Source organism: Niabella agricola, assembly GCF_021538615.1.
Classification (GTDB): Bacteria; Bacteroidota; Bacteroidia; order Chitinophagales; family Chitinophagaceae; genus Niabella; species Niabella agricola.
Map to the genome: position 1 here is coordinate 378,830 of NZ_JAJHIZ010000003.1, position 18,238 is coordinate 397,067.

Sequence of the window (18,238 nt, forward strand, 5' to 3'; positions counted from 1 at the left end):
ATTTATTTTGGTTCTAAACCAATTCTGATGATATTACCTACGGTTTCGTTATCAAACAGGTTGAAATTTCCAACAAGGAGCAGCGCTCGTTTTGCGCCGGATTTTGTTTCCAGGATATCGAAGATGGTTCCGCTCATTGCCCCGGTATTATTCAGGCCTGCTGCCAGGGTGCCATCAGCGTTCAGGATCATAAAGTTCTGACGGGTTACGAAATTTTCCGTTCCGGGTGACTTGTACTTATCAAAACTGCCACCGATCACGATCTTACCATCATTCAGTTGTCCCGCATACGAGATCCAGTTCCCACCAAAGCTATTGGTACGCGCCAATTCTCCTATGGTAAAAGAAAAATCAGTTGTACCGTCCTCATTGATCATTGCGATACCGGTAGGCGTAGCCACTCCGTTAAATTCGGTAAAGATTCCCATCACCAGCAACTTCCGGGTAACCGGGTTGTATGTAATCCTGTTGATGGCGCCATTGGCCCGGGCCTTGAAGGAAGGATCCGGCTGGCCGTTATCATCCAGCATCATGATCCGTTGTACAGGAATATTATTGAAAGCTGTAAAACCACCTACTACAATAATTTTACCATAGGGCGAATTGCCATCCCGGATCTGTACGGCGTCTGTAATTTTCTCATTAGCACCTTTCAACACCTGTCCCCGGGTACGATCATAGTTGTACGTGGTATCCAGGTTTCCGTTCTGATCCATCGCCCCCACATTCGGCATATACGTAATCTGGCGCACCACATTCGTATAGGTAGAGAGATTATAGAGATTTTTCCGGTGGTTCAAAAAGTTGCCAACACTGATAATGCGGCGGTTCTTATCCAGGAATGCTTTCAATACCCCGTCATTAAAACCGCCGATAAAAGCAGGAAGTGTGTCTACATTATATTGCGGCTCCAGCGGGTTGGGGTTATACACGTTCTGTACTACCGAATCCATCATACCATTGGTATAGATGCGGGTCATATTGTTTACCCCGTCGCGGTTATTATACAATGCAAAGTCTCCATAAATAAGATAACCGGGATATTGAGTGAGCGGCAAGAGTCCCATCACAATACCGCTGGGTCCGGCTCCTTTGGCAAAATCGGTCTTAATGGCCCCATCGGCGGGGTTTAGCTTCAGGACATAACTTCTACGGGATGGAATGACCCCGGTGGCGGAAGGTGCATCATAGGATGGGAGGTTATTATACTGGGTAAAGTTGCCCATAATATAAATACTCTGAACCGTGCCAATATCCTCCTGGTAAATCCTTGTAATGGTATTATTAGTACCGGCGCCCAGCACGATATTTCCCTGCTGATCATTGGCCAGCCGGTTGAAGGTAGAATCCAGCCATACATCGCCTTTTACCTTAAACTGCGGACCAAAATACATCCGGTCTTTTACCACAATGGTAGCAGCACCCGAGGAAGCATTATCCGGAACCACGATCGTAATCGTGCTATCGGATGGCGATATCTGCTCAATTTTAGCTTCAATCCCGTTTAATAAGAACTGTACATCCCCCGGAGCCAGGTGGACCAATGAGTCTAATCCGGCCACCTTAAATTTCACCAGTGTTCCGGAAAATCCAGAGCCGGGCATGGGGGCAGCGCCGGAAAACTTTACATAGGATTTTACCGCAGGTTTATATGCGCCTGAAAAGCTTTCCCTGTTCTTTTTAGAACAGTATGCTCCCGCCAGCAACAGCAGTACCAGGGCCGTTGACAAACGCATGCTATTACTCAATTGATTCATGATTCTCAGTTTCAGTTCGTTTGTTTTTTAATTCCATAATATCTTGCCAGCACCCAGGCATCAACAGGATTGAATCCAAAATAATGCGGCGAGTATCCAATGCCGTCGATCCTGTCGTTGGCATCCGGTGCATAAGCCAGTACATGCACGATTCCGTTTTTGGGTTTAATATTACAGGTGGCTACCCGGGCCGATATCCAGGAATTGTAAGGTGCTGCCTCGTTGGGCACATAGGAAATATTCAGATACCGGTACCCCTGGTATTTAACGCCGCGCGCACTGGTAAATATCCCCCCGATATTCATGACACGGCCACCCACAGAACGGGAAAATTCCCCCGGGAAAGCCTGTTTATTCAACAGATCCAGCTGCGGATAGTCTTCCAGCCCCTTTACACTCCGGAAGATATAATTGTGGAGGGTGGCTTTCCAGAATTCGGGTTTCAGATCGGAAAGCGCCGCAATGGTATCCTCTCCCAGGCGTTTCAATTCAAAATTAAAGTACTGTACAGTACTGTTAATGGTGGAGTCTGCCGGGGCAAAAAATGTAAAACTACTGTCGCGGAAATTGGATTCCAGACCTGCCAGTTTGATCACCTGCACCAGGGTATCAAAAAGAATGGGTTTTGACTCCAGATATTCCATCATCGATCCGTTAAATTCCGGCCGGCTCAGCCCGGAATCAAAATAGTACTCTTTTTGACAGGCCGTTGCCAGCAGCATTACGGCCAGTATACTTCCCAATAATGTATATTTCAATTTGCTTTTCATTTGTTTTGTTTTACATCCAGAATGGATTGGGTTTAACTTTTGGATTGGCCAGCATCACATCCTGATGGATCGGATAGGTCCAGGCGCCGTTCAGGAATTCATCGAAAGTAATCGGAAACGGCGTGTATTGCCCGCTCAATATCCGCTTGGTCCGCACCAGGTCATAGAAGGTGGAGCTTTCGCCCATCAGCTCACGTTCGCGCTCCCACCAGATGGCGTCGGAAAGCTGCTGCCCGAACTGGTTTGTTTCGAGGCCTGTGTACAATTCGGCCCCTGCCCGGTTCCGGATTACATTTACATCTGCAATGGCTTCTGCATAGCGTCCCAGTTTCTCCAGTGCTTCCGCCCGCAACAGATAGGCATCCACATACCGGAACAGGATCTTGGCATCGTTCGGGTTTTCAGTTTCCTGCTGGGTGGCAAACGTATTCAGGAACTTTTTAAATACAAACTGGCCGGTATTGTTGTACATATTGGGCTGCTCAAACCAATTGTCGATCCGTTTATCTGTTTGGCCGTTCATCTCCGGCTCGTAGAGTTGCATCAGGTACGGAGTAGCATAATACAGGTAGGTTACGTTTACATTTTTCTTGTAGGGCGTTCTTAATACGATATCGGCAATGGTGGCCAGCAACCCAAAGGTTTCGCCAAAATTGTAATCCTGGCCAATCTCAAACAGGCTTTCTTTTGATGAGCCCTTAAAGATCTCTTTAAAGTTTTCCAGGGGTAAGAGCTCATATGCGCCGCCGTTCTGATCGATCAGTTCCGTGCCCAGGTTGACGGTTTCCTGATAATAAGTTTTTTCATTATCTGCGTCAAAACAAGCCATCCACATATTCATTTCCATCATCAGCGCCAGGGCCCCGCCGCGCATGGCGCGAACGCCCCGTAAGGTAGGATCGGGATAGGTCCAGGGCAGATCATTTTTCGTGGCTTTCAATGCAGCCAGACAATTCTTAAACACCTCTATCTGGTTCATCCGTTCATGTGGTGTATCATCGGAAGGATCTGTAACATAAGGGACATCTCCCCAATGACGTACCATCAGGAAATAAGTAAGACAGCGGAGAAAGATTGCTTCTGCTTTGTATTTTTTACGTTCTTCTTCCGTTATATCCAGAATATCCTTGCTGTCGATATTGGCGATAACCGTGTTGGCCGATGTAACGATCCGGTACATATATCCCCAGTTGGACATATTTTTAAACCCGAATGTGTTTTTGCTTTGATCGAAATCACCGTATCCACCCGAGGTGCTTGCAGTGGAACTCAATACATTTTTGATCCGGTTATTATTCAGATCGCTGATGTAAAGCCTTCCGGTTCCCTGTGTGGATGGCACCCAGGCTGTACACCGGTAATCGGCCATCGCCAGCAGCGAATATCCGTCCATACATGTGTAATTGCGCAGCAGGATATAGGCCCCGGTCATAAATTTTTCTACATCATCCTTGCTTTTCCAGAAATTATTTCCAGACATGGAGTCTACCGGATCTACATTGAGAAACTTCTTACAACCTGTGCCGGTCATCATTCCTGCTATCAGCAGCAGCATCAGTACATATTTTCTATGTTGCATAAGTTGAATTTTATAAAGTCACGTTAATACCAAGAGAAAATTTACGAGGGTTCGGATACCCGTTTGGCTGATCCCGGCCCAGATCGGAAACGTTCTCCGGGTTGGGCCCGGAATAATTGGAAATCACCCAAAGATTATACCCCGTAAAAAACACCCTTGCCGTTTTCAGGCGGATCCTGCTGATGAGGTCCTTATTTAAACTATAGCTAAGCGTAAATGTGTTGAGCTTAAAATAAGATCCGTCTTCCATAAACAGGGTTTGATTGTAGCGATAGGATCCGATGGCCACGTTTTGCTCATAAGAATAAGGATTGGGATAAGTAGCCACATCACCCGGTTGCTTCCAGTAATTATAATTATCAATCAAGGGCAGTGAGGATAAAGAATAAGGATTATAAAAATACTGGAACCGTGCGGCCAACGGCGTGTTGAGCACATCCCGGAACAGGGTGTACGACCATTGCAGGGACATGGACCAGTTTTTATACGTAAGGTTATTGATAAAGCCCCCGGTTACTTTCGGTTGCGGGTCACCCACGGCTACCCGGTCATTATTGTCGATTACATAATCCCCATTCAGATCCGCAAAAATCGGGTCCCCGCCTCTCAACGGACGACCGTTGATCTGCTGCCGCTGTCCGGTAAGCGGATGCACCGGCACATCTGCATCTGTTGCATAAACGCCCTTGGTATTAAACATATAATTGGTGAGCGCATTGCTTCCAAGACGGTACAAAACAGGAAGCCCTAAAACGTCTGTAGAATTGACCACCAGTTGCCGTGCATCATTGGGCAGGTGCGTGAGCACGTTTTTATTATACGCGCCGTTTATGTTCATGTTCCAGGTAAAGTTTTTGGTTTGAATGGGCTTGAAACGCAACGACAATTCATGTCCATAGTTTACCATACTGATCTCGTTGGTGGGCTTATCGCCATAGCCGGATTCAGTAACAATGTCTACCTTCCGGAACATGTTTTCAACAGTACGGTAATAAACGTCGTATTCAATTGCAAACTTACCTTTCAGGAAACCGGCCTCCAAACCGCCGTTCCAGGAATTGGAGGTATTGGGCAGGAAGTACGGGTTGGGCGCTGTACCAAAACTTAGTCCCACGGAAGGTTGTCCCATATACGTACCTCCGGGGAAATACTTTCCATAAATGGCATAAACATCTCCCTGCGGTACAATGTTCCGGCCCCAGCTTCCCCGGAAAGAAGCATAATCTACCCAGTTTACATCCTGCATAAATTTTTCTTTGTACAGGTTCCATTTAAAAGATGCGGTAGGGTTATGACTGTAGCCAGACAAGGGCCCGTTGGTAGAAGTACCATCGATCCGGTAGCTGAGCTCCAGCACATACCGTTGCTCATATGCATAACTCACATTACCTCCGTAACCAAATACCCGGCTGTTCCTGGGTACCCCATTGGTTCCGAAACGGGAATTGGAAAGGTTATAACCGATAGGACCTGAAATATAATCATTAGGAGCACCATATAGCAGCAATGCATTGCTACGGACCATATCTACTGAAAGATCGGAGAATGCATAGGCACTGATATAATGTTTCTCCTGATTAAAGGTTTTATTATACGTTAACACGTTGCGGTTATAATATCCGTTGCCGATCCTTGAAAACGTATTGTACTGGGCCAGCGGGTTTGTGCCGGTAGGCAGGTAATAAGAACTACCACTGTTCAGCCAGGATGGGTAGAATGTATTACTGTTGGAATGCGAATAGGAATGGCTTCCTTGTGCCTGGAACCGCAGGTTTTTAAGAATCGTCAAATCGAACTGCAGGTTCGACATGATGGTGGCCGTTTTGTTATCTTCTTCGATCTGGAAGGCGGCGAGGGCATCACTGTTCTCCGTATAAATACTGGGAGGAGGCAGCGTGGTAGATGCCATACCACTGGTAGCAACACCTGTTTGCAGCAACCCTATCCCACTTCCGTTATTACGGATGGAATTATTGGCATTGATGCTGGCCGTCAGTTTCATCTTTTTAGACTTAGGCTCATAGATGGTATTCATCCCCAGGGTATACCGCGACATCCCGGTATTTTCAATAATCCCTTTTTCATTATAATATCCCAGGTTTATTTTATAATTAAAGCTGGGGTCTCCTCCTTTGATACTCAGGTTATGATTCTGGTTGTTGGTGCTTTTGAAGAAATAAGACTGCCAGTTTGTAGAGTTATTGAGATAGGGATTCAGGCTGTCAGAGAGATATGGGTTTGCATTTACCATTGCCCACCCGGCATACTCGGAAAGATACTGGTTATACCGGAGTATCTGATCGATCTTCGTCATCCGTTCAATACGCCCCCCGTATATATCCCGTAATTTTGGTACAGTGCTTACAAAAAAGTTGGAGATATAATTGATCTCGGGCTTCCCGGAGCGTCCTTTCTTGGTATTGATGATCCAGACCCCATATGCGCCGCGCGATCCGTAAACCGAAATGGCGGCAGCGTCTTTCAGGATCTGCACATCCTCAATATCTTCTGCGGGAATCAGGGTCAGGGGGCTCACACCCGCACCTGCTGTGGCAAACCCATACTCATAATCCGTATTCGGATCAATCGGCACACCATCAATAATGATCAGCGGCTGGGTGGAAGCCAGGTACGCTTCGTTACCAGAACCGGAAACATCTACAGAACTCAAACCCCGCTGAAAAATCGAACTACGGGCACCCGGCATCCCGCTGTTGGTTTGAATATTTACCCCGGGCACTTTTCCCTGCAACAGGTCTGCCAGGTTGGCGGCGGGAACGTCCTTGATATCATCCGAGGTAATTACGACCGACGACCCGGTTGAGAGTACTTTACTCTTTTTTGCAAATCCCATTACCACTACATCGTTCATGGCACTCTTGGCATCATCCGAAACCAGGTAGATTGTCAGATCATTTTCATCGCTGCCCAGCTTATAGGTTTGCTTTTTGTATTCCACATAGGAAAAATTCAGAATTTCCGTGCGGGTCATCTTTACGGAGAACTGTCCCAGCGAGTCTGTATGTGTGCCGCGGTTGCCTACCACTACAGAAACACCTTCTATCGGCTGCTGCGTTTTATCGTCTACTACCTTCCCACGTATTTCCACCTGTTGCGCATACAGCAGGTGTACTGAGAAACAAAAAAGTGTAAGCAATAAGCCCTTCAATATCCTCATAGCTTTTCGTTTATATTGTCTATAAGCAGATTAATCATTCGTGAATTTGGGTGACGTATTCTTAAAGTGGAAGGCAATCTCCCAATCTCCCTTTTGATATATAGCAAAATTGAATCCCAGAGACGCCGTTACACCGAAGCCACCGGGTCCGAGGCGGTAATACCCAAATTTCACTGCAGCCCGGCTGCCGTTCCCATTGGTATACGGCGTAGGCGTTGATGTGAGCGGAATGGGATAGGCTACCGTATATTTTACTTCTGTATCGGTTAGTTTCATATCAAAGCCGTGCACCAGGCGATCCCATTGGGTTTGATTAAACAACCTGGGGTTGATCGGTGCATAAGCGGAATCGAGAAATTTAAACGTCAGCGTATTGCCGCTGCCCCCCACCAGTTTATTAAAATATACGTCTACCTCCGTAGCAGACATCGCTACATTATCCTTGCTTCTTGCAAAGTTGATCAGCGAAATACCGCTGGTATTTGCATTCAGTGCCGGCCCGGAAGCCATACCGGTGTTCAGGTCGTAATTATGCGGGTCATGCGGCACGGGTTTGTAAGGCATAAAACGCAGGTTATAAAAATAACGGGTGGCGCCGCTATTGGATACTTTTACATCAAACACATAACCGGAATCGGGCCGCGTTCTGAGCTTTGATGTATTCACATCACCCCATACCACTACGTCGCCCGAATTTTTACGCATTTCGAAGATGCGGTGATTTTCGATCGTACGTTTGGCTTCGATCTCCGCCAATGAAGTTTCTGTACCGGTATACGATCCGGCACCGGTGGTTTTCCAAACAGTAACCGGGTAAATATCATCGGTTAATTCCGGAGCCGGCTCGCCGTTAAACCTTCGCATGTTCACAATTTCAAAATCCAGCGGCAGGGTCGACTGGCCATAGCTGAACGGATTTCTGGCGATATAGTTCCGGCCCAGGATGGGCGAAAAATTGGTTGACAAAAATGTAGCCGACCGATCGATTGCATCCAGTTGACTTGGAAGCAGCTTTTTACAGGATGTTCCTGTTATCAGTACCAGCAATATCGCTACAAAAGAAGTTTTGTTCATAATGTATCAAAAAATAGATTAATAAAGCATCCAGATCTCATCAAGATTCGAATAAGGACGGTCTGTATACAGCCTTCCCGAAAACACCTGGTTCACTATAAAGCGGAAATATCTTGCTTCAACTTTTGGGGTAAAGAAAAATTTGTGCGGTAGTTTAATCGAAGCGTTATCGACTGTTTGGCTGTAATCGAAACGATGCCGGATCCATACAGAAGAATCTGCAAGATTGGCGCCTTCGGGAGCAAACTCCACCGTAAAATCAACCGGTGAACCATCATGCCCGCCGTCTTTACGGCACTGGATGGTAACCCCGCCGATCAACAGCGTTTTCTTCATATCCACCGTAAAATACAGTGGTAACGGAGGCGGGTTTGAAGTAAGGGTATGCCAGCGGGTATCGCCGTCGTTATCCAGGGCATGCGCCACCGTGCCTCCCCAGGATCCCAGGTATTGCGAGTGCCAGGCGATGGGTGTCCACCCCGTCCGGTCCCAGGATGGTTCCAGTAATTTATCCGCAAAACTGGCAAAGCCAAATTCATGATTTTGCGTTAACGTATGTACCAGGGCATTACTGGTTTGCACCGCAGCAATGGTGCTGGTTAATGCCGATTTCCAGAAACGGTTAAAGATGGAATTGTTCATGTCGCTTAACTCAATTACTTTAGGACCATCTTTAATGGCGCCTACTGCATTTTGCTGCACGGCTCTGAGGTTCATATCATACCCCAGGATGGAAGGCGAACGCAAACCGGTAGTTGACACCGCCAGTTCTTCATAGGTATAAACCCTGTTAAAAATATATCGTGCAATCAGTTTTTCAAGTCCCAGGTAATGAAACATCCCAGAATCCGGCCGGCTCAGGTCATTGGGAGAAAAATACAGCGGTGCACTGTCCAGCTTTTCCCGTTCCCGGTTAAAGTTGGTCACCGCCACCTGGAATGCCGCGTTGGGGATCGCAAACACGGTCATGGAACCTGGCGACGACAACAGCTGTTCCAGATGCGGAAAGCGCTTGATCACCACTACCATCGAATCGTAGATCCCTTTCTGGCTCTCAAGATATTGCAATACGGTACCGTCGAACCGGACGGTTTCTGTTATTTCTGATTTATAATAAGGACTGCCTCCTTTATTGCAACCTGCAGCCAGCATAAATAGTATCAGGAGTATCGCTGTTACTGGTAAGATTTGCTTTTTCATATTGATTCCAATTACCGTTTCCAATAAGAATTTTGTTCGATCAGGGGGTTTTTACTGATGATTTCCTGGTCGATCGGCCAGTAGATTCCTCCTTCGTCCAGCAGCTTGTTAAACTGCGGATTGTTACGCGCCAACCGGTTGTAACGGATCTGGTCGTACCACCAGCTTCCCTCGCCCGCAAGCTCTACCCTGCGCTCCCGGAAAATATTATAAAGGATCCCGCCTTCCATGCTGGCTTCTGTGGGTTGTAACGTAAACCCGGCGCGGGTCTGGCTGGGCCGTCCATAAAAGAAACCCGGTGAGTTACGGGGTTCCCGAACATCATTTAACCGGTCGAAAGCGGCCCGCATATCGCCCAGTACATAGTTGGCTTCTGCCATCAGGAGGAGGTTGTCTTCCCATCGGAAAATGGGAATGGCGGAACCATAGATCGGGAAATTGCTGGACCCGGTGGCAATGTTTTTGAATTTGGCGAAAATGGGAATATTCCCATAATAGTTGGAGAAATAGATATCCTCGTAGTTACCAAATTCCGACTGAAACGGATGCCGCACATCACCTACATAATGAAACCAGCGGGCAATGGTATCCCTGGGCACATAAATATCCGGTTTGGAGCGTACCACATAGGGACTTGCAAGGGTAAGCGATTCTATATGCCCCACGCCGCTGGGTCCGGATTCCCTGTTGTTCATATTGTAAGGGAAGGCAATCATCTGGTAGCATAGATTGCCCTTTATACCATTGCTGTAGAACAAACTGTTCCGGCCCGCCAGGTACCCCCTGGAATTGGAGTAACTGATTAATCCGGTACGTGCTGCAGCAGCATTGGCATTGATTTCCGTAGTTGTAATAAGCACCGATTGATAATCCCCGATCCAGGCATACATATGTGCCAGCAATCCAAGGCACTGATAATAGCCCCAGAATGCATTGCCCCAATTACTCCAGGTTTGCCCGTAATAAAGTCCATCATAGTTTAGCTTGGACCTGTCATCTCCCCCATATTCCGTAGGCAAACTATCCTTGTATTGTTTTAGCTCGCGGATACAAAAATCCATTACCTGGTCCTGCGGTGTACGCGCTACCTGAACGGTCTCCCCGTTTTTTGAGGCTGTGGTAATCAACGGCACATCACCCCAGATCCGAACAATATAGAAATACAAAAAGGAACGCAACATATGGGCCTGCGCAATATCCACCTTACAGTTCAAATCAGAATAACGCAGATCCACCTTGCATCGTTCTGCATTTTCGATGAATGTGTTGCAGGCATCTATGGCCGCATAAAAACGGCGCCAGTTTGTTAATTGCTTGATTTGCGTAAATCCTTTGTTCAGCTCGTTCTTAATGATGGCATCAAGATAGTTTCCGCTGGAAGTTGCTACGAAGTCGCCCTTCCTCAGATCACCGTACATCCAGTGTCCATTATTTTCTGCTAATGCAGCACGCGACAGCCCATACAGCGCTACTAAACCATTGCGTGCATCGTCGTAAGACTGCCACATCCTGGAAGCAGATTCCGCCGATGAAACCACAGTATCCAGTTTTTTATTGCAACCGGAAACCGCCAGCAACAGGATGCCGGACAATAACAGGATCATTTGCTTTGGATATTTAATAACCATAACTCAATACTCTTTTTATTTAAAAGTCCAATTTCAATCCAATAATAAAGGATTTGGGAATCGGCAGGCTTCTGCCGTTGTAATATCCCATATAATCCACCTGCTCGGGGTCTCCGCCCGAAAAAGAAGACAGGGTGAACAGGTTGGATGCAGTAACATATAACAGTGCTTTGTTAAACTTCGCTTTTGAAATATATGGAAGTTGCGAACAATCATAACCCAGGGTAAGACTGCGCAGCTTCAGATAACCTGCATTTTCCAGGAACAGGTCCTGATCAACCCGGTAAGGAATGGTGCTGCTCCAGGGATTGTACATCGGGTAATCATTATAGTCGAAGGTTTTTTGCCAGAACGTAACTTCTTTGATATAGCTGATATCCCTTGAATTTTCGTTGTTGACAAAATCGAGTTTGCCGGAGGTCTGACGGTTGAGCAGTTTATGTCCGAACGCCATATAAAACAGCACATCCAGCGTAAACCGCTTGTATACCAGGTTGCTTCCCAATCCCCCGGTATATACCGGCAGGGCGTTTCCTTTCAGCACTTTGTCATTTTCATCAATGGTGCCATCGTTATTATGATCCGCCCACAATGCATCACCCGGCGAAAAGCTGATCAGTCCGCTAAAAGTAAGCGGATCGTAGGTTCCGTTGAGGTTCAGTTTACCCTTCGGTATCTCGCTTTCGCTATTGATAATCCCTTTGTTTTCATACACCCAGTAGGCATCCACTGGTTTACCTACTTCTATTTTCTTATTGCCATAAACGAGTGAACTGAGACCATAAGGCAACTGCAGCAATTTGTTTTTATTCCAGCTGAAATTACCGAACAGGTTCCAGCCGAAATCTTTTTGATGCTTTACTACTTCGGCATTCATTGTAAAATTCAGTCCGCTGTTCTGAACCGTCATTCCCTGTACGTATTTATGCGAAAAGCCGTTCTCAGCAGGCATGCTTGTGGGTACGATCAGGTTTTTATTTTTATTGTTGTAATAATCCAGCCCCAATAAAATGCGGTTCTCGTATAAACCGATTTCTGTACCGATATTCATACGCACGCTGTAAGGCCAGTTATAATATTCATTTACCCATCCAAAGGAATATGGTTGCGAAATCCCGGCCAAACCGGCATAGCTACCCAGGGTTGGCTCATCAGAGTAACCGAGATCTACGCGGTATTGAGGACCGATCTTAAACCGGTTATCGGCCAACAGATTGCCAAACTGCCCCCAGGACCCCTTTAATACGAGGGTGCTCACTACTTCATTTTTCAGCAGTTCGTGCACATTAAACCGTGCGCTGGCCACGGGTGTAAACAACCATCGGGCATATTCTGAGAAATTAGAGTACCCATCGTACCGGCCAACAAAATCCAGGTCCAGCAGCTTTTTGAAGGAATAGCCGATCCGCCCGTATAAGGAAGAAAGATTGGCTTTTGCTTTATCCGTAAAAGGATAACCAAAGATATCGTTACGATTCATATACAGATCCGGAGTAAAGTCTGTATTAAGGAATATCTCTTTAATTTTTATAAAATCGTTTGGTGTATTATAGGCTACCAGATAGTCGTACTTAATAAAATCTGATATGTATTGCTGACCGGCCTCCAAGCGGATCTCCTGGGTATTATTATTAACCGGCAATGTGTATTTAATATTGTTCATTACCGTAAACCGTTGGTTAAAGCCGGTATAAACTGATCCGAAATTGTTATTGTCCATCAGAGCCTTTCCATAAAACACATCCCGTAATGATTCTTCATAATCTGCTGCCAGCCGGGTATTCAACTCCAGTTTATCAAACTTTGCCCGCGCGCTAAATGACCCGAAGAATGAGTTATTGATATTGTTGTCTACCGAGCCGGTGTATTTCCGCAAAAAGTTGTTGTAGGCCGCTACATTGGGGGCCAGGGGGTTGGCAAGGTCCGGAACAAATCTTGTTTCAGCAAAACGGTCCCTGAGACTACGGTTACGATCCCGGTCCATGCGTGTAGCGTTTACGTTACCGGATACAGTCAGCCATTTAGCAGGCAGCATGTTGATGCCAAAAACGATATTATACCGGTTCAATGAAGTGGCATCAAAGTTCTGGTCTTTTGTTTTGCTGATGTTGAACATGAAGTTGGCACGATCCATACCCCCCAGCAATCCTACGCCGAGGTAGTGCACTGGCTTTGCCTTATAGTAAACATCCGTCCAGTTGGAAGGCCCATAAAAATTAGGGTCCAGTGTATTGGCCACATACAACGGTTTGTTCTGAATCTGATCCAGTGTGGCATATTTTTGATAATAGCGATCCCGGAACTCATTTTCATACTGGCTGTTGATACTATATACTGAAGGTCTTTTCAGGATTCCGAAATAGGTATCTACATTAATTTTACGGAAACCGGACTGGGCGTTTTTGGTGGTAATCCAGATGGCTCCGTTGCTTGCGATGGGGCCCAGTACCGCCAGGTCGGAAGGCGTTTTCAGCACCTCTATCTTCTCTATATTGTTTACGTCGATCGTAGAAAGAAAGTTGGTGCCGGAACCGATGCTGTTAAAATCATAACGCTGGATATTATACGTTAACGCATTTGCCTGTACAAGCGGTACCCCGTTTACAAAAACAGCCGGTTGCTGCGCGATGAGATCCTGCTTATTGAATATCGGCATATTGAGTCCGCGGATATACATAAACTGTTCCGCACCTGGTTCTCCGCTTTCTTCATTCACGTATAACCCGGCAGCATTTCCTTTCAGGTACTGCTGCACACTAATGAACGGTGTTTTTTTTATGCCCGACAAATTGATCAATGTCAGCAGGGAGGTGCTATCGCTTAGTCCGGGATGATTGGAACGTTTTAATTCCTGATTGAACTTCTGACTGGCAGTCGCCTTCAGTATAGAATCCTGCTTCTCAGCATCGGTGAGCGTATCGACCTGGGCCATTCCATTTAAAGTTATTCCCAGCAGCAAAACAACAATCAATTGCCTTCCGCAGCGTACAAACAGCTTTTTCAATTGCATACTAAACAGTTAATCAATTCAGAAAGAAATCTTTTATATAGTCAACTCTTAAATTATTAAGGCCTGGCTTCATAAAAAAAAGCCGTTGCTTCCCAATAGTCAACACAAAGTCCACTCATCGTTGCCAAATGCCAGGGCATTTAGAACAAAGGTTCTTTATCCACCAAATAAAGGCTCCTGAGAGCGAGAAAAATACACAAGTAAGCGTTCGTCAATAATCCCAATTCGTTCTGTTAAACCCTGCACTGATTCATTTCAAATACATTTAAAAATGTTTATTTCATTTTAACAGATTTCAAATATATAAGACTAAAATGTATCCAGCAAAACTTATTTAAAGTTTTTTATAATAATTTTTTTGTTAAAATACAATTAATAAATCCTTAATGTTAAAGTAAAATAACCAACAACGGCTTTCAATCTTTTATAAAAAAATACTATAACTAATTAAAACTTAATTAAAAAAGACAAACCCTGTTTTTATTCCTACCATTGTTTCAAAATATTTTGCTTGCTTTCTTTCCGAAAAACGTATTAAAACTTACGTAAGTAATAAAAACCATTCGCAATATTCCCGAAACGTTCCCAACGGCGAAACGTTTGTGGCCGGGCAATGCCGCAGCCTGGCGTTCTCTCTGTTTAAGATGAAACGCCTGTGTACAGGCCTTTCAAACAGTAAGTTCCTGCAATTAAAAAAGACCGCCCCAAACGAGAGACGGTCCTTTATTTTATGCACTCTGTAATAGTTTGCGCCAGCCTATTGTTTCACTGAAAACTTATAATAAGAAACGGTATGATAAGTTGCGCCTGGCTTTAACTCTACACTTGGAAAAGCCGGCTGATTTGGAGAATCAGGGAAATGCTGCGTCTCGGCACAGAAAGCGCCACGATGAATATCTTTTGCGCCGGATTTCAACGTATTCTTGCCTTCATTAAAGTTCCCGCTGTAAAATTGCAGGCCAGGCTCCTGTGTATAGACATCCATTACCACTCCCGACTGATCGCCGGTAAATGTAGCAGCATGTGTTAAACCATAAGCCCCTTTGGTTCCGTTGAGCACATAATTATGATCGTACCCTTTACCATATTTCAGTTGAATATTGTCGGTTCCGATGCGGGCCCCTATGGCTTCCGGCTTTGTAAAATCAAAAGGCGTGCCTGCCACAGGTTCCAGTTTGCCGGTAGGAATTAAGGTGGAATCTACCGGCGTGTATTTATCGGCATAGATCTGTGCCGTGTGTTTCAGGATATCGCCGCTACCTTCGCCGTTAAGGTTAAAGTAAGCGTGATTGGTCAGGTTCACAACGGTGTTTTTATTGGTTTGCGCACTATAACCCATCTTTATTGCGTTGTCTGATGTTACACTATAGGTCACTTTCACCTTCAGTTCACCCGGAAACCCTTCCTCCAAATCGGGACTGGTGTAACTCAATTCCAGCGTACTGTCATTGGGCTGTACCGCATCCCATACCACGTACTGGAACCCCTTCTTGCCTCCGTGCAGGTTGTTAGGCCCGTTGTTGGCTGCCAGCGTATACTCCTTACCATCCAGCTTAAAACGGGCATGTGCGATACGGTTACCATAACGGCCGATTGTAGCACCCAGATAGGCCTCCGTTGCTTTCTCATATCCTTCCACGCTGCTGAGCCCGATTACTACATCCGTAGGTTTACCGGATTTATCGGGTACCCAAAGCCCTACAATACGGCCTCCATAACTGGTAATGGCCACCCGCATTCCATTATTGTTCTTTAGGGTATACAACCCTGTTTTCTTTCCGTCGATGGTGGCTTCAAAGCTTGCAGGATTCAGCTCTGAGGCGCTACCGGTAGCAGCTGCAGTGGTGGAGTCGGTGCCGCTTTGTGCACTTTCTTTATTTTCCGGGGTTTTACAGGAAAGAATGCCTGCCGCCATCAGCGAAAAGGTTACCAATTTAAGCGTTTGATTCATGTGTATCATTTTTCAATTTGTTTTTGCGTATAAAATTACTGATCCTTTCCTAAGGTACTACCGGGAATGCCACCACCCTCAAGCGGGTAAACCCGTAAGGAATCAGGACCAGCGGAACTTCTTCCGCAGCAACCGTTCCTTTGTAGATCCCCTCGCGGTCAGATACAGGCTGGTCGGCCACGCTTCCTTTTCCGGCATACCAGGCCGGTATTTGTTTTCCGGTAACTGTAATGGTAACCGGCGCCATTTCCTGTACCCACTTAAAATCACTGCGCAACGGTTGTTCCGCTACTTTGAGTTGCGAAGGGTTTTCAATGATCCGCTTTACCAGTCCATAGTTCCAGGAATCTGTAGTCGTTAATGTTTCATAAACCCCTTCAGCGGCTTCTGTATCTGTGGCTACCTGCTCCTTCAACTTCAGCGCATATACAAGGGGGCCGCGCTCAATGGCTCTTGAATTCCTTCCCCAGTTGCTCACCTGGATACGCATCGGCAATTTAAGCCGCACCACATCGCCAGTCTTCCAGGTCCGGTGCAGGGTTACCAGTCCCTGATGTATATCCGGCCGCTGCACTTCGCTGTTGATCCATAATTCCGGTTTTTGACACCAGGAAGGAATCCGCAATAAAAAGGGGAACGGAATGGCAGCGTCTGTTTTTATCTCAAACCGGATCTCATCGCTGAACGGGTAGCTGGTTTTTTCCGCGATCGTTACAGACCGGCCGCCGATGGTTGTGGTCAGTTCGCTTGGAGCATACACAAGCGCTGCAATTCCATTGTGTGTGGTTTTATACCACAGGTTCCCGGCAAACTTCGGCCAGCCCTGGTGCATATTCGACAGGCAGCAACTATACCCGCTGCGGGCGCCAAATACATTATTCATCTGCCGGTCGAAGGGCAAAGAAAAATCATATACCCCCCGCTCCACGGCCACCTGGTTAGCGATCTGGAAATATTGTTTTTTGTTAAAATCAGCTGTGGTTTGGGGCGGAAACGCATTAAAGGTCATCCGTTCCAATGCATCGGCAAACTTCAGATCACCGGTAACGGAAAGGGCTTCCTCCATGGAGAACATCGTTTCCACGATTGCACATAACTCGGTACCTTGTGTGGGAAGATTGCCGTGCAGGTCTTCATCTGCCGAAAAGATTCCGTTGGGCAATCCATGCAATAACATGATGTCGTTCCAACCCGTATTTAGTATATCTATATATTTTTTATTACCAGTCCGCTCGTAATTAAGCGCCGGTTCTTTGATGGCCATGCCTACATTTACGCCATGACGGGTCATCCAGGCTTTGTTATTCTGGAATGCGGCTGCATGCATTACCCAGTCGCGCCCTCCCAACATGGAACTCCATGGCAGAGACTGATCCCTGATCACCGCTGCCAGTTGTAATAGGAACGGCTCTTTGGTAACACTGTACAGCCATTGTGCCACCAGCATATTTTCAGACCCGCGGGACACCGCCCACTCCGTCCACTTTGACAGCGGAGCTTTTTTTAATGCCGCTTCCTGGTAACGGAAATAACGCAACATAAACGGCAATACCCTTTTGTCTTTAGTGGCACTGTAATATTGCTGCAGCACTTTCAGCATTACCATCTTCGGCCACCAGTCTTCGCCTTTATCGGCAATTTCGGCGGTGATCGTCTTCCCGGTTTCCCGCTCATACGTCGTGAGCGGGCCAAAATATCCGGAAGGCCGCTGATGATCCAGTGTCCAATTAATATACTTCAGCACCTTCGCTTTTAACTGCGGATCGTTCAGCAGGTAGGCCACCGGTACGGCGCCGTCTAACCAATACGGCGTTTCCTCCCATCCGTCACCTTTCCCACCCAACCATCCATTGTCTTTCCTGATTTTATCATGTGTTTCATCCAGGTGTCCTGTCGAATTCAGGGCCACTGTTTTAAGCTGATCCAGCAGCCAGCCGGCGGGTTTTATGGCCCCGATATCAAAGGGCTCGTAAATACGCGGCACATAGCGCACCGCTTCTGCCTGTTGCTGTGCACCGGCCAACTGTACTAAAAACAATAAACTGATACCGCAAAGAATATGCAATCGCATGTGCAATCATTAATAAAGGT

At 46.4% G+C, this 18,238-nt stretch carries 10 protein-coding genes; all 10 read right to left on the minus strand.

Annotation, left to right across the window (positions count from 1 at the left end):
• Positions 1–2: 2 nt before the first annotated feature.
• Complete coding sequence (locus LL912_RS07085) at positions 3–1,757, minus strand: DUF5008 domain-containing protein (protein WP_235552881.1); 1,755 nt, start codon at positions 1,755–1,757, stop codon at positions 3–5.
• An 11-nt stretch (positions 1,758–1,768) separates the two neighbouring features.
• Positions 1,769–2,527: a fasciclin domain-containing protein gene (locus LL912_RS07090; RefSeq protein WP_235552882.1), complete on the minus strand. Its 759-nt coding sequence runs from the start codon at positions 2,525–2,527 to the stop codon at positions 1,769–1,771.
• A gap of 10 nt (positions 2,528–2,537) precedes the next feature.
• The gene (locus LL912_RS07095) at positions 2,538–4,106 is read right to left on the minus strand and encodes a RagB/SusD family nutrient uptake outer membrane protein (protein WP_235552883.1); all 1,569 of its coding nucleotides are present in this window, start codon (positions 4,104–4,106) and stop codon (positions 2,538–2,540) included.
• A 10-nt stretch (positions 4,107–4,116) separates the two neighbouring features.
• Positions 4,117–7,284, minus strand: a complete 3,168-nt coding sequence (locus LL912_RS07100) for a SusC/RagA family TonB-linked outer membrane protein (RefSeq protein ID WP_235552884.1) — start codon at positions 7,282–7,284, stop codon at positions 4,117–4,119.
• 30 nt (positions 7,285–7,314) lie between these two features.
• Positions 7,315–8,358 carry a DUF5007 domain-containing protein gene (locus tag LL912_RS07105; RefSeq protein WP_235552885.1) on the minus strand — a complete coding sequence of 348 codons (1,044 nt, stop codon included), beginning with the start codon at positions 8,356–8,358 and terminating at the stop codon, positions 7,315–7,317.
• 18 nt (positions 8,359–8,376) lie between these two features.
• Positions 8,377–9,558, minus strand: coding sequence for a discoidin domain-containing protein (locus LL912_RS07110; RefSeq protein ID WP_235552886.1), 1,182 nt, complete (start codon positions 9,556–9,558; stop codon positions 8,377–8,379).
• Positions 9,559–9,569: 11 nt separating this feature from the next.
• Entirely contained in the window at positions 9,570–11,186 is a 1,617-nt protein-coding gene (locus LL912_RS07115) for a RagB/SusD family nutrient uptake outer membrane protein (RefSeq protein ID WP_235552887.1), read from the minus strand.
• Between the two features lie 19 nt (positions 11,187–11,205).
• The gene (locus LL912_RS07120; protein ID WP_235552888.1) at positions 11,206–14,196 is read right to left on the minus strand and encodes a SusC/RagA family TonB-linked outer membrane protein; all 2,991 of its coding nucleotides are present in this window, start codon (positions 14,194–14,196) and stop codon (positions 11,206–11,208) included.
• A gap of 757 nt (positions 14,197–14,953) precedes the next feature.
• A complete protein-coding gene (locus tag LL912_RS07125) occupies positions 14,954–16,147 on the minus strand; it encodes an aldose epimerase family protein (RefSeq protein ID WP_235552889.1) in 1,194 nt (397 codons plus the stop codon).
• A gap of 49 nt (positions 16,148–16,196) precedes the next feature.
• Positions 16,197–18,218 (minus strand): beta-L-arabinofuranosidase domain-containing protein, encoded by a 2,022-nt coding sequence (locus LL912_RS07130; protein ID WP_235552890.1) that lies wholly within the window; start codon positions 18,216–18,218, stop codon positions 16,197–16,199.
• Positions 18,219–18,238 lie beyond the last annotated feature (20 nt).